The organism is Campylobacter concisus (genome assembly GCF_002913865.1).
Classification (GTDB): domain Bacteria; phylum Campylobacterota; class Campylobacteria; order Campylobacterales; family Campylobacteraceae; genus Campylobacter_A; species Campylobacter_A concisus_AM.
This window is the reverse complement of the sequence record NZ_POYX01000045.1, coordinates 1-14266: the sequence shown is the minus strand read 5'-3', so window position 1 is coordinate 14266 and position 14266 is coordinate 1. Positions and strand designations below refer to the sequence as shown.

10 protein-coding genes are annotated in these 14266 nt (G+C 41.0%); 3 read left to right on the top strand and 7 right to left on the bottom strand.

Translation table 11 applies throughout. The annotated features are described in order from the left end of the window. Window positions 1-500: 500 nt before the first annotated feature. From CYP77_RS02660 to abc-f, 5 genes are all read right to left on the bottom strand, one after another. Window positions 501-2441: a BCCT family transporter gene (locus CYP77_RS02660; protein ID WP_103567147.1), complete on the bottom strand. Its 1941-nt coding sequence runs from the start codon at window positions 2439-2441 to the stop codon at window positions 501-503. A 125-nt stretch (window positions 2442-2566) separates the two neighbouring features. After that, window positions 2567-4012 carry a DKNYY domain-containing protein gene (locus CYP77_RS02655; RefSeq protein ID WP_103567148.1) on the bottom strand — a complete coding sequence of 482 codons (1446 nt, stop codon included), beginning with the start codon at window positions 4010-4012 and terminating at the stop codon, window positions 2567-2569. Further along, window positions 4012-5523 (bottom strand): DKNYY domain-containing protein, encoded by a 1512-nt coding sequence (locus CYP77_RS02650; protein WP_103567149.1) that lies wholly within the window; start codon window positions 5521-5523, stop codon window positions 4012-4014. Before CYP77_RS02650 ends, CYP77_RS02655 begins: the two co-directional genes overlap by 1 nt. 76 nt (window positions 5524-5599) lie before the next feature. Next, complete coding sequence (locus CYP77_RS02645) at window positions 5600-6034, bottom strand: hypothetical protein (RefSeq protein WP_103567150.1); 435 nt, start codon at window positions 6032-6034, stop codon at window positions 5600-5602. Window position 6035: 1 nt separating this feature from the next. After that, entirely contained in the window at window positions 6036-7967 is a 1932-nt protein-coding gene (gene abc-f, locus CYP77_RS02640) for a ribosomal protection-like ABC-F family protein (protein WP_103567151.1), read from the bottom strand. A 96-nt stretch (window positions 7968-8063) separates the two neighbouring features. Between abc-f and CYP77_RS02635 the strand changes: the two genes are divergently transcribed. The 3 genes from CYP77_RS02635 to CYP77_RS02625 all read left to right on the top strand — a co-directional run bounded on the left by CYP77_RS02635 (window position 8064) and on the right by CYP77_RS02625 (window position 10577). Further along, window positions 8064-9383, top strand: coding sequence for an MATE family efflux transporter (locus CYP77_RS02635; protein ID WP_103567152.1), 1320 nt, complete (start codon window positions 8064-8066; stop codon window positions 9381-9383). After that, window positions 9359-10021, top strand: a complete 663-nt coding sequence (locus tag CYP77_RS02630; RefSeq protein WP_258032385.1) for a M48 family metallopeptidase — start codon at window positions 9359-9361, stop codon at window positions 10019-10021. Before CYP77_RS02635 ends, CYP77_RS02630 begins: the two co-directional genes overlap by 25 nt. A 70-nt stretch (window positions 10022-10091) precedes the next feature. After that, window positions 10092-10577 (top strand): tetratricopeptide repeat protein, encoded by a 486-nt coding sequence (locus CYP77_RS02625; protein ID WP_103567153.1) that lies wholly within the window; start codon window positions 10092-10094, stop codon window positions 10575-10577. A 98-nt stretch (window positions 10578-10675) separates the two neighbouring features. On the opposite strand, the gene CYP77_RS02620 is transcribed toward CYP77_RS02625, so the two are convergent. Further along, the gene (locus tag CYP77_RS02620) at window positions 10676-12742 is read right to left on the bottom strand and encodes a TRAP transporter permease (RefSeq protein ID WP_103567154.1); all 2067 of its coding nucleotides are present in this window, start codon (window positions 12740-12742) and stop codon (window positions 10676-10678) included. An 87-nt stretch (window positions 12743-12829) separates the two neighbouring features. Continuing rightward, window positions 12830-13771 carry a TAXI family TRAP transporter solute-binding subunit gene (locus tag CYP77_RS02615; RefSeq protein ID WP_103567155.1) on the bottom strand — a complete coding sequence of 314 codons (942 nt, stop codon included), beginning with the start codon at window positions 13769-13771 and terminating at the stop codon, window positions 12830-12832. Window positions 13772-14266: the final 495 nt, after the last annotated feature.

Here is a 14266-nt window from a genome sequence, read left to right as displayed (position 1 = left end):
GACTTGAATTACGGTCTGCTTGCAGTTGCGAGCTCGCGAAGCAAAGCCGTCCCCTTATCCCCCTTTTTGAATCCCCCAAACCCCTCGCACGTTAGAGGTGCATGCTCCAGCGCTTCACACTGCATGCAGTTAAAAAACTACGGCAAATTTTAAAATTTCATGAGCGAGTAATTTCGGCTCTAAAATTTGAGCTAAACTGTAAGCGAAGCCAAATTTTAGTAGTCAATTCTTGCGAGTGAATGGAATTTTAAAATTTGCAAAGCCAACAAACATATAGCTCCTATTCTTTCATTAAGGGAGAAGGGAGCTTGAATTACGAAGTCACTCCCTTCTCCCTTAATAATCCCTCTACCCTGACACGTTCAAGGTGCATGCCTTAGTGCTAGCGCACTGCATGCGGTTTTATTAAATTTGAGCGAATTTTAAAATTTGCAAAATAGCTTGATTAAATTTGCAAATTTGCCCAGAATTTTAAAGTTCTAGGCAAATTTCACTCAAATTTACTCTCTAACGACGTGTAAAAACTGCATGTGTTTGCGGTATTGCTCGATGACATCGTTTATCAGCGTGGCTTCGCTCCAGCCAAGCACGTCGTAGTCCTGACCGCCCTCTTTTAGATAGACCTCAGCTCTATAGTAAAGATCATCGCCGTCAAGCTCTCTGGTGTAGTCTGGGCTCTGGCTTTTGGTGAGATAGACGCCATATCTAAAGTCCATCTCATCGCCAAGCCCAACGTTTAAATTTACAAAATTTTCGCCATTTGTGACCTTTGCTTCAAGGCCGTTTTTGGCAAATTCCTCTTTTAGCTCGTTAAAGGCTTTCATCACGACTTCGTTTAAAAATTTCTTGCCATCTTTCTTGCCTGGAAGCGTAATGATCGCACTTAGGCGCTCTTGCCATGGCTTTGAAAGATCACTAAGAGGCATGTTGCTAAAGTTATTTGTCTCTTTTTTGGTTATATCCACACGCAGCGCCTTAAATAGCCCGTAAATGGCTCCAAGCAGCACAATCGCAAATGGCAGTGCTGTGGTGATCGTAAGCGCTTGAAGTGAAGCAAGACCGCCTGCTAGCATCAAAAATGCCGCCACGACGCCCACCGTAACGCCCCAAAAGACCTTTTGCCAAACTGGTGTATCATCCTTGCCGTTTGAGCAAAGCATGTTCATAACGATCGCTGCTGAGTCGGCAGAAGTTACGAAAAATATTACGATCATAAAGACTGCGATCACGCTTAGCACGCCTGAGAAGCTAAATTTTTCTAAAAACATAAAAAGTGCTGAGGCTGAGTCGGAATTTACAGTCGTCGCTAGCTCGCTAAAGCCACTTTGAACAAGCGCAATCGCTGAGTTACCAAAAAAGCTCATCCAAGCAAAGGTAAAGCCAGTTGGCACGAGAAGCACGCCTATCACAAATTCTCTTATCGTCCTGCCTTTTGAAATTTTAGCGATAAATAGCCCCACAAACGGCGACCAAGATAGCCACCAAGCCCAGTATAGCAGCGTCCAACCGCCAAGCCAGCTCTCGTTTTGCCTCTCATAGGCGTAGAGGTTAAAAGTGTTTGAGATGAGCGTAGAGATGTAGTCGCCGCTGTTTTGCACAAACGACTTTAGAAGCTGCGTCGTATCGCCCAAAAATAGTATCAAAAACATAAAACATATAGCTAGCGCGATATTTGCGTTTGATAAGATCTTGATGCCCTTATCCACGCCGCTTGCCGCTGAGATAGTAGCTGCAAAACAAAGCACTATTAGAAGCGTGATATGCATAGTCGGCAGGCCAAAAACGTGCGTAAAGCCAGCATTTACCTGAAGTACGCCATATCCCAGCGATGTCGCCACGCCAAAAAGGGTCGCTACGACGGCAAATGTATCGATGGCACTACCTATCTTGCCGTAAATTTTATCTCCGATGATCGGATAAAACGCCGATCTAAGCGTTAGTGGCAAGCCGTGTCTATACGAGAAAAAGGCTAGAATTAGCGCTACGATAGCATAAACTGACCATGCGCTCATGCCCCAGTGAAAAAATGTGATATTCAACGCAAGCTTTTGCGCTGCGATAGTTTGCGCGTCGCCAACTGGTGGGTTTAGATAGTGCATGAGCGGCTCGGCCACACCAAAAAACACGAGCCCGATACCCATACCAGCGGCAAACAGCATAGAAAACCACGAGATATTTTTGTGCTCTGGCTTTACGTGATCGGCTCCTAGTTTGATCTCACCAAGCTTACTAAAACCAAGGATGATGACACTTAGCAGTATGACGGCAACGACTAGGATATAAAACCAGCCAAATTTGGCCGCGATATAGTTTTGCATACCCTTAAAAAACTCATTTGAGAAATTTGGAAATATCGCTGCAAATGCCGCTATTAAAAATATGACAATAAGCGATGGGATAAATACTGAGTTGTTAAATTTTGACCTTTGAAATTTAAACATTTTTCTCCTTTTTATAAATTTCAGTCTCGCTTTAAAATAACAAAAAAGAGTAAATAGGTCAAATTTTCTCTTTAAATTTTTATGAAATTTTAAGCTTCAGCCGCCAAAAATAGCCACTTTGAAATTTATCTCAAGTCGCTTTTATCTCTCTTTGGTTTTGCAAGAGTTGTTAGCACTATGACGACAAAAGCGATGCCAAATGTGATATACAAAATGATCTTTGGCGAGTCATACTCTATCCTCGACCTTGCGACCTCTTCGCCGCTTGCCTCCACTAGCTCGCCGCGCTTTATCATCTCGCTGATATCTTTTGCGCTAAGCTCTTTAGACGCTCTTGTTAAAATTTCAATTACGCTAAGATCAGCCACCTCATAAACGCTATGCTTTATGCCATAAAATGGCTTTATCTTGCTAAAAAAATAGACCTTATCGCCATTTGCATAGACTGCGCCATACTCGCCATCTTTTACCTGCCCTACTTCGCGCCAAGATGAGCTTGGAGCAAATTTATATAAAGAGACTGTTTGTGCCACTAAGTGCCTGCCGTGCTTTGAGCGCCGCCACTCTTCACCTTGCTGTAAGAAATACGCTGAGCTCTCATCTACAAAAACATCAGCATAGAGCCTTTTTAGCTCGCCTTTTAACTGGTAGTCTGAAATTTTAGCTTGCTCGTTTTTACTGCCATCCCAAAAGTAAATTCCATCTTTGCTTGCAAAAAGAGGCCAAAACGAATGCACGTTATCCACGCTATAAATGGCGCTATAAGGCATATTTTGAGCGCTAAATTTGAGCTCATTTGCAAACGCCGCCCCACTTTTTGGCTCAAAAAGATATTCTATATCGTGCTTTGGGTCATAGCATATCTGGCGCGTCCCATCTGAATATCTTGCATCAAGCCTATAAAAGCCTAAAAACAAGCTTTTGCCGTCTGTGTAATATCCGCTAGCAGCGCCGTTTTCTGTCGTGATGTATCTTAGCTCGTTAGGATCTGCGTCAAGCTTTTCGCCCTTGTAGTAAAGCGTGCCGCCGTCTCTTGCAAAGCCAGCGTCAAATATAGGCTCTAAATTTGTGCTTTCAACCCTTTTTGTCCTGTAAAAATAAGGGCTATCATCGTAGCTTTTTATAAAGACGTGAACAAGGTTTTTCATAATGGCGCCAAATTCGCTAAATCCCGCCTCTTTCTCGCTTCTAGTGGCGCAATAATAGCTTATCTTGCCATCACTTAGATAGCCATTGCCAAGCACTTTTGTGCTGTTTGGATCAAGACCTGGCAAAATTTCTCTAGCGCAATAGACATGATTTTTATCAGCCGCCACATTTGAGTAATCATACGCGTGTTTTAGCTTTAAGACCCTAAAACTAGCCTCATCGACGCCTTTTAGCTCATACTTGCCACTGCCTGAAATTTGAACGTAAATTTTACCCTCTGGTGAGCGGTAAAACTCGCTATTATCAATGTTTGCAAAGCTTCTTTGATACTCGCCTTCATGCCAGAGATAAAGCATCGCCAAAACAAAAAATAGCGTCAAAATGACAAAAAGATAAAGTATCTTAGTCGCAATTTTTCTCATTATCTATAATCATCCACCCTTTTTTTAAGCTCGCTGTTTTGCTTTTTGTTTTTAAAAATAGCGCCAACTACCGAGGCCACAAATGCAATGGCTAAAAATATCCAGTAGGCATATTTTTGCGAGTAATCATCAAAGTCGCTTATCGCATCGATCACCACCTCGCCCTCAGCTGGCACCATAGCGCCTTGATCTACCATTTTTACTATCTCATCAAGTTTTAAATTCTCAACATTTGAGTCATAAGGACGAGTGAGAATTTCAACTACGCCAAGATCATTTATATCATAAACGCTGCTGTTAAAACGCCAGCCGTAGCCGACATTATCAAAATAATATGTCTTATCGCCGTTTGCATAGACCGCTCCGTAGCCATCGTTTCTTACAAGACCGATCTTTCGCCACTGCTCTTTTGTATCAAGCCTTACGATACATGTGTGGCGTGAGCTTAGTCCGTGGCTAATTTTTGTGTTGTGCCAAATTTCATAGGTTTTTAAAAAATATGTCTTGCCATCACTTATCACCACGTCGCCATATAGCGGCGTTATCTCGCCTTTAAATGGATCATCGCCATCTCTTACAAACTCGCCCTCATCTATGCTGTTATACCACTGCCACTTTCGCTCCCAGTGATAGATCCCGCCTTTGCCGCGAAAGAGCGCATGATAGGTGTGCCTGTCTTCTAGGTTAAAAAGTGGCTCGTATGGGGCAAATTTGGGGTCAAATTCATGATCATTTGCATAGACCATGCCAGAATTTGGCTCATAAAGATAGTGAATGCGCCATATCTCTCCTATATCACGCATTTGTGGGCTAAATTTGATCCCTAGCTTTGAGCTGTCATAATAGACATTTTCCCCATCAGTCGTAAAATGCATGCTCTTTCTGCCAGATGCCTGCTCGATATAACGCATTTTGCTGGCATTTGCGCCCTCTAGCTCTTTGCCCTCATGATAGACCTTCACGCCGTCGCTTGCGTAGCCAAAGCCCAAGATCGCTGCTAAATTTGCGTTATCAACCTGCCTAAATTTATAGATGTGAGTTTGTGCTTTTGGGGTTTTAAACATTTTATGTGAGAAGATATCCCAAAACTCTTTAAGTGCGGATATTTCAAGGTTTGTCTCGCTTTCGCTATCACAAAAATATGTGATCTTGCCGTCACCAAAGTAGCCATTGCCAAGCGCTCTAACACCATTTGGATCAAGCCCACTCATCACAAGGTTACCGCAATACACCGCCTTATCGCTAGCGCCAACGTTTCTGTTGTCGTATTTGCCGGTGTCAATGTATCTAAATTTACTGGCCCTCACGCCTATTAGCTCAAATTTACCGCCACTTGGCACCATGGCATAGACCTTGTCGTCTTTGACGTAAAAATAGCTATTATTTAGCTCTTTACTATCGCCAATGTCGTCATCTAAAACAGAAACTAACCCAAAGATAAAAAAGTAGGTAGCAAAAAATATCACAACAATAGCGATCACTACAGAGATTAGCGGATGTTTTTTTAGCATTTTAGCCTCGTTTCAAACAAATTTAGCGACCTCATCATGTCACAAAAACCTTTCATAAATTTAAATTTTAAAGTACCTATCCAAATATAAAATATCTAAAAATTAAAAACCTAAAATATGCGGATTTACCCATCCAAAATAGAAAACAAGCGGCTGCTAATATAACAAAAAGCCTATAAATGCTAAATTCCAACGTGATCCCATAATAGATAACTCCCAAAGCAATAAAACAAAGATACAAGGCAACAAGCAAATAAAATAAATTTTCGATCCTTGCAGAAAGCCCTGATTCTTCGCTGTTTTTTGCGATGAGCCAAATGGTTTCCATTTTATTTAAAAAACCAACCTTGTTATATTTTATCTCGACTAGATCGCCTACTTCATATTTTTCTATCTCTGGTGAAAATACCCCGCTAAATCTCTCTTTACCTATCAAAAGGCTCATACTTGTGGCTAAATTTTGCCTAACAACTCTTCTATTTAGCGCGCTTATCCTACCGATCTTTTTCAAGCTACTCGAGCTCCTCGGCGATCTCAAGCACTTCAAAATACTCATTTTCTAGGCTTTCAAGCTCAGCTTTTGCCTTTTCAAGCTCTTCATAAAGCTTAGTAAGTCCCACTTCTTGATAAATTTTAGGATCGCTAAGCCCCTCATTTAGCTCGGCTACACTTGCTTCAAGGGCTGAAATTTTATCTGGATATGTGTTTAAAATTTGCGTTTGTTTGTAGCTTAGTTTTGCACCAGATTTGCTCTTTTGCTTGGCTTCATTTTGGCTATTTGAGAGCTCTTTTTCAAATTTATCAAGCTCTTTCATCTCATCTTCAAGCTCCAAATAGACGCTATACTCTTCGTGCAAGACATTTATATTTGTGCCCTCAAACGCCCAAAGCTTATTTGCCATCTTATCGACAAAATATCTATCGTGGCTAACTAGCAAGATAGCCCCCTCAAAGCTTTGCAAGTAGTCTTCTAATATGTTGATAGTTGCGATATCAAGGTCGTTTGTCGGCTCATCAAGCACCAGCACATCGTAAGTTTTGGTAAAAAGCATCGCAAGTGCGACACGGTTTTTCTCGCCGCCACTTAAAACGCCTATCTTTTTATCCAGAAATTCCTTTGGAAAGAGGAAATTTTTAAGATAGCCATAAACATGCATATTTCTCCCACGAACTAGCACGTGGTCGCCGCCGTTTGGGCAAAATGTCTCTATAAGGCTCTTATCATCATCAAGGACATTTCTAGCTTGGTCAAAGTAGCCGATACTCACCTCGCCCCTTTTTATCTCGCCGCTGCTTTGTTTTTCAAGCCCTAGCAAAATTTTAAGTAGCGTGCTCTTTCCGCTGCCATTTCGTCCGACTATGGCGATCCTCTCGCCCTGCAAGATTCTTGCGTCAAATTTCTCAAAAAGCACCTTGCCGTCTATACTTTTGCTTAAATTTTTAAACTCAAAGAGCATTTTTTTGCGGTTTTGGCTCTGAACTTGGTTGAAATTTTTACTAGCACGCTCAAGCTCTAGCCTCACCCGCCTTATCACACCTGGGTTTTTCTTGGCCTCCTCGCGCATGGCGAGCACCCGCTCTTTTCTGCCCTCGTTTCGCTTTAGCCTAGCTTTTACGCCGCGCCTTAGCCACTCTTCTTCGGCCTTTAGCTGTTTTAGCAGCGTCTCATGCGACTTTGCAAGGCTTGCTAAAATTTCCTCTTTTTTGGCTAGATAGTTTGCATATCCGCCCTCGAAATTTTTTAAGCTTGCATCCTCGACCTCAACGCACCTAGTAGCGAGCGCATCGATAAAATACCTATCGTGGCTTATAAAAACTATGCTTTGATTTGAGCTTTTAAGCATATCTTCAAGAAATTTGACCATATAGACATCAAGGTGGTTTGTCGGCTCGTCAAGTAGCAGCACATCTGGCTTTTTAAGTATGAGAGCGCCCAGTGCCACACGCCTGATCTCACCGCCGCTAAGCGAGCAAATGGGTCTGTTTTCATACTCTTTTAGCTTAAATTCTTGCAAAATTCGCTCGATCTTGTGCTCGATATTCCAGCCGTCCTTTGCCTCTATAAATTTAATAAGCCTCTCTTGCTCTTTTAAAATTTCTTTGTTTTCAGGCTCATTTGCTAGTAAAACACCACTTTTTTCATACTCGCTTATCGCGTCAAATATCTCCTTTAGCTCGTTATTTAGCGCATCTCTTACGCTAAATGTGGCGTTAAAATTTGGATTTTGCGCTAGCATCTCAACGCTTATTAGGTTTTGCACTATCCGTCTGCCGCTATCTGCTGCCACCTCACCAGAGATGATCTTCATAAGCGTGCTCTTGCCGCTACCATTTTTACCGATGATCGCTATCTTTTCATTTTCATTTACGCTAAGACTTACGCTGTTTAAAATTTCATTTGCGCCAAATTTTTTACTTACGTCTATTAGGTCGATTAATGCCATTTTTCTCTCAAATTTTAAATTTTTTGGATTATATCAAAAGGGAGCTAAAACCTAATTTGGCTATAATCGCCCCAAAATTTAAAAATGGAGAAATTTATGAATCTTTCTATGAAAAAACTGGTCGTCCCTATATTTTTAGATATGTTTTTACACTTTATAACACTCATCATAAACACCTACATGGTGACAAAAGTGAGCGTGCATCTAGTTGGCGCCATGGGTGCTGGCAATCAAGTGATGGATCTTTTTATGACCATTTTTAACTTTTTAAGCATGGGCTGCTCAGTCGTCGTCGCACAAGCCCTTGGAGCAAAGCAAAACGAGCTAGCCTCAAACGTCATACACGCAAGTATCACGTCAAATACTATCTTTGGCATCTTTTCAGCCATCATCATCTACGTCTTTGGCTACAACATCTTAAATTTACTAAACGTTCCAAACGATCTCATAAACGATAGTTTCTCATACCTTCACATACTTGGCTTTGCATTGCTCTTTGATGGCATCGGCATGGTGCTAGCTGCGGTGCTTCGCGTCTATAATCTAGCAACTGCCGTGATGCTAACTTCAGTTTTGATGAACATCATCACCATCTTTGGCAATGCCATCGCCCTTTTTGGCTGGTTTGATCTGCCAAATTTAGGCTTGCAAGGTGTTGCTATCTCGACATTTGTAGGTAGGCTTATTGGCGTTTTTGTCCTACTTTACATGCTTATACGCGTGGCAAAAGTTAAAATTTATCTTAGCAAGCTACTTGTCGTGCCGTTTGGAATTTTAAAGAAAATACTCTCAGTTGGCTTGCCAAGTGCTGGCGAAAATTTACTCTGGATGGCGCAATACATGGTCGCATTTGGCTTTATCGCGAGCATGGGCGAGGCAACTCTTAGCGTGCAGACGATCTACTTTCAGATCACGCTTCTCATCTTGCTTTGTGGAGCAAGTATCAGCGTAGCCAACGAGGTCATCGTTGGGCATTTGGTTGGGGCAAGCGAGTTTAACGAGGCTTATACCAGAACCTTTAAAGCCTTGTGGCTTGGAATTTCTATCACGCTCATCGTCGTTTTGATCGCCTACGCCTTAAAGTATAAGATCATGGACGCACTAAATTTGGATGAGAACTTGCGCAAGATAATGCTACCACTCTTTACGCTCTCGATCGTGCTAGAGGCTGGCAGAACCTTTAACATCGTCATCGTAAATGCCCTTCGTGCAAGTGGCGACGCTAAATTTCCACTCATAACCGGCCTTATATTTATGTGGGGGCTCTCGCTGCCGCTTGGATATTTCTTAGGCATACACCTTGGCTGGGGGATCATCGGCGTTTGGATAGGATTTTGCGCTGATGAGTGGCTAAGAGGCCTTGCAAATACCTGGCGCTGGAGAAGCAAAAAATGGCAGTCAAAACGCTTAGTTTGAGGCAAAAGAGCTTAAATTTAGACTTTTATGGTTTAAGCGTTTTAGTAAATTTTAAAACGAATGTAAGAGCTATGCGCCTAAGAGTTGGCAAGGACGCTAAGATCACGCTTTCTATGCCATTTTACAGCACACAAAAGATGGCTCTTGGCTTTCTTGAAACGCACAGAATTTGGCTTGAAAACTCATATAAAAAAGCTCTTTTAAATTTACCAAAAGACGATGAGATGAAATTTCTTGGACAAATTTATAAGATCAAATTTGATGAGAGCGCAAAAGGGCCATTTTTTGAAAATAAATTTATCATAACACCAAATTTAAAGGCGCTTGAGTGCTTTAAAAAAGTAAGAGCAAAAGAGCTATTTTTAGAGCTTGTAAGCTACTATCAGCCTCATATCAATAAGCCAGTTAGTCGCATCGTCATAAGAGATAGCAAAACTCGATGGGGCAGCTGCAACCACAAAAAAGGCTATATAAACTTAAGTCTAAGACTCATCGAAAAACCGCTCTCTGCCGTGCGCTACGTCGTGCTTCACGAGCTTACTCACCTGCTCTATCCGCATCATCAAAGCAGCTTTTATAAATTTATAGAAGCCATTATGCCTGATTACAAAGAACAAGAGCAAATTTTAAAATCATAATTATTTTTCATCAAGTAAGTGTAAATTTAATATGTTAAAATTGCATATTACTTTACAAAAGGAAAATTTTATGAAAAAAATGATTTTTATCTCGCTTCTAGCAGCTTGCGCTCTAGCAGGCGACTTTGAAGATGGCTTGAAAGCTTATGCTGACTCAAATTTCACTGAAGCTCTGTCTAAATTTGAAGCAGGTTGCGCGGCAAATGACGCAAGATCATGCACAAAAGCAGGTGCGATCTATCAGCTAGGCAAAACTGGCGCGCCTGATAGTAACAAAGCGTTAGAGTTTTACAACAAAGCTTGTCAAGGTGGCGAAAAAGAGGGTTGCTCAGCAGCTGGTGGAATTTATCTAAACAGTGATCCACAAAAGGCAAGAGAGCTTTTTAACAAAGCTTGCGAGCAAAACGACGGCTACTCTTGCGGCATGATAGGCTCGATACTAATAGAAGCTAAGAAATTTAAAGAGGCTTACACATTTTTAGAAAAAGGTTGCAAGCTAAATGATAAGATGTCTTGCGAGTTTGCAGGCGATCTGAAACGCTCAAAACAACTTTGATCTTTAGGCTTTTAAAGCCTAAATTCTCACTTTTTACAAAATCAATGGAAATTTATAAATAAATTTAAAAGTTTAGGCAAGAGGGCTCTTGCCTAGTGTTAAATCGCTCTTATTTGATCGAGCGGTTTATCTTTTATGCCCCACTGAGTCATAAAGACAAAGCCATAAAGAGCAGCTGCCACGATGTAGGCTGTGTATTCGTTTGGCATCAGACCAAATTTCACGCAGATATTTGGCACAAGAGCTAGGGGTACGACTGGTATAAGTAGCAACCTCTCCCAAATTCTAAGCTTTGTGACGTAGTAGCCTTGTAGCAAGCTAGAAAAGGCAAACATTCCCACGATCGCCATGCCAAAGACGAGCAAAATTTCAAGTGGATTGCTCATCCAGACTATCCCTTTTGAATCAAGCGGATCGCTCGTATTTATGCTCTCAATAAGCATAAGTTTGTTGTTAAAGAAAAAGGCAAATGGCAAGATCGCTGTTCTTAGATCGTAAAAAAATCCTTGAACGCCAACGGTTATTGGATTTGCCTTGGCAATGCCCGCTGCTGCGTAGGCTGCGATGCCAACTGGTGGTGTGTCATCGGCTAAAATTCCAAAGTAAAATACAAAAAGATGCACGGCGATGGCTGGGATCAAGAAGCCATTTTTGTGCGCTAAAAATAAAATGACAGGTGCAACAAGGCTTGAGACGACGATGTAGTTTGCCGTTGTTGGAAGTCCCATACCAAGGATGAGCGACATAAGAGCCGTTAAAAGTAGGATCATCATGATGTTATCGCCTGCTAGAAGTTCGACCAGATCAGAAAGTACTTGACCAAGGCCAGTTAGCGAGATAGAGCCCACGATGATGCCTGCAAGCGCAGTTGCGATGGCTATTGTAGTCATGCTCTTTGCAGCTGCAACCATCGCCCAAAATATATCCTCAAAGCCAAGAAGCACATCGTTTAGCCCTACCTTTTCGCCTGAAGCTAGCTTTTTGGTTGGCTCTTGAAAGATCATTATCAAAAATAAAAATCCTATCGCATTAAACGCTGCGGCTATGGCTGACTCTTTTGCTATTAAAAGCGTGTAAAGCAAGATTAGAATCGGCGTTATATAGTGAAGACCGCTAACGAAAATTTTAAATCTTGAGTGAAATTCGCTCTGATTTATGCCCTTTAGTCCAAGTTTGACGCTCTCTAAATGCACGATGAAAAATAGCGACAAATAACAAGCAAATGCTGGGATGACCGCCGCCATCATAACATTTGTATATGTCATGCCTAAAAACTCAGCGATGATAAAAGCAGCCGCACCCATGATAGGTGGCATGAGCTGTCCATTTACGCCAGCTGCAACCTCGATAGCTCCAGCTTTTGTGCGTGAAAGGCCAGCTTTTTTCATAAGTGGTATGGTAAATGTACCAACGGTTACGACATTTGCTGTTGAGCTGCCTGAAACCATGCCAGTTAGGCCACTTGCGATGACTGAAGCCTTAGCTGGGCCGCCTCTATATTTGCCAAGAAGAGAAAAGGCTAAATTTATGAAGTATTGTCCAGCGCCTGCTCGCTCAAGCAATGAGCCAAAAAGAACAAAAAGGTAGATAAAGCTAACACTAACGCCGATAGGCACGCCAAAGACGCCCTCAGTCGTCAAAAACATGTGTCCTGCGATCTTTTCAAAGCTAGCGCCTTGATGAGCGATGATGTCTGGCATATAAGGACCAAAGTGATCATATATCAAAAATAATATACAAATGATAGGAAGTGCTGGTCCCATGACACGTCTGCCAGCCTCAAGTAAGACGATGATCGCCAAAAACGATATGACGATATCTTGAGTGATGTAGTCCCCTGTCCTATCAGCTAGCTCGTAAAAATAAACCGCTGGATAAAGCACGGCAACAACGCCTACAACGCAAAAAACTAGGTCGTAAAACGGCAAACTTGAGTGAGCCTTTTTATGAAAAGTGACTGGATAGAGCAAAAATACAAGCCCAACCGCAAAAGCTAGGTGCACTGAGCGTGAAATGTTAGTATTTAGTGGGAAATACGCTATATAAAGCTGAAAAACCGACCAAGAGAAACACGCAAATGCGATGAAATAGTTGTAAAAATTGCTATTTATCTCTCTTGTCTTTACTTCGACAAATTGTTCTTCGTTGTCATTAACTTCGTTCATCTTTCTCCTTTAAAATTTAAATATATAAATTTAGAAGAAATTTGCATATTTAAATTTTATCCAGAGGCAAAAGCCCCTGGAAATGGATCATTTTAAGATACCAGCCTCTTTAAATGCAGCCTCTGCAGCTGGGTGAAGTGGAGCTGAAAGACCTTGGACGAGATCTTCTTTATTAACTGATTTTAGCGCTGGGTGAAGAGTTTTATACTCATCAAAGTTGTCTAAAATAGCTTTTATCACAGCTTTTACAACCTCATCTTTTGTATCTTTATTAGTTACCAAAACAGCCTTTACGCCGATAGTATTTACATCGTGATCGACGCCATCATATGAGCCTTTTGGGATCACACCTTTTGCAAAGTATGGTTTTTCTTTAAGAAGGTTATCGATCTCGCTGCCTTCGATGTTTAGGATATCAATAGGCAAAGATGTCGCTGCATCAGTAATGTTTGCAGTTGGGTGACCAACGACAAAGCTATATCCATCTATCTTTTTATCTTTTAGTGCGTGTGGGCATTCGCCAACTGTTAAAACGCCGCGATATCCTAGCTTTGAAACATCAAAGCCTTTTGCTTTAAAGACTTCAAGCGTGCTCACTTCGTTGCCGCTACCTGGGTTGCCTACGTTGTATTTTTTACCTGCAAAAGACTGGATATCACTTGTTAGGCCGCTATCTTTTGCCACGACAAATGCAAGAAGCTCTGGATAGATCGCAACTACTGAGCGTAAATTTTCATCTTTTGCTCCGTCAAATTTGCCAGTGCCGTTATACTTATCATAGACGACGTCGCTTTGAACAAAGCCAAAAGTAAGCTCTTTTTTAAGGACGTTATTTACGTTATAAACAGAGCCGCCAGTTGATTGGACTGAGCATTTTACATCGGTGTTTTTGTTTGCCAAGCGGCAGATCGCTCCACCTATCGGATAGTACGTGCCTGTCATGCCGCCAGTGCCGATACTGATAAATTCTTTTGCTGAAAGTGTTGTTGCCAAAAGCAATCCAGCAAGTGCCAAAGAAGTAGTTTTCATCTAAAATCCTTTCAAAAAATTTAAGGCTATTTTATTCTATAAATTTAGCTTTGTATCTTTTTGATATGATATTTTTATGCCATTTTGGTAAAGTTGCAACTATTCTACACAATCAAGGCTTAAAAAAATATTTTCTTAAGAATAAATTTATATTTCTTTATAGGGCGATTTGATTTTAATAAAACCAGAGCCCAAATATTATTTTTATAGCATGTACGATAATAACTTATTTAGTAAACTCAAATTGAGTTTACTGTAAAGTCTTGGCAGACGACCAATATTTTATTCTCATAATAGAATAAAAATATAAAAGCTCAGACAAATCATTATCTCTAAAAACTATTTTCATAGATAAAATATCTAAATTTTGCATAGTAATTTAATAAAATATATTAAAAATAATTAAATGTATAACACTAAGAATTTTAAAAGGATATTGGAATACCTTATGGTGACTTTTAGTTATTAACGGAACATAGAATTTCATCATACCAT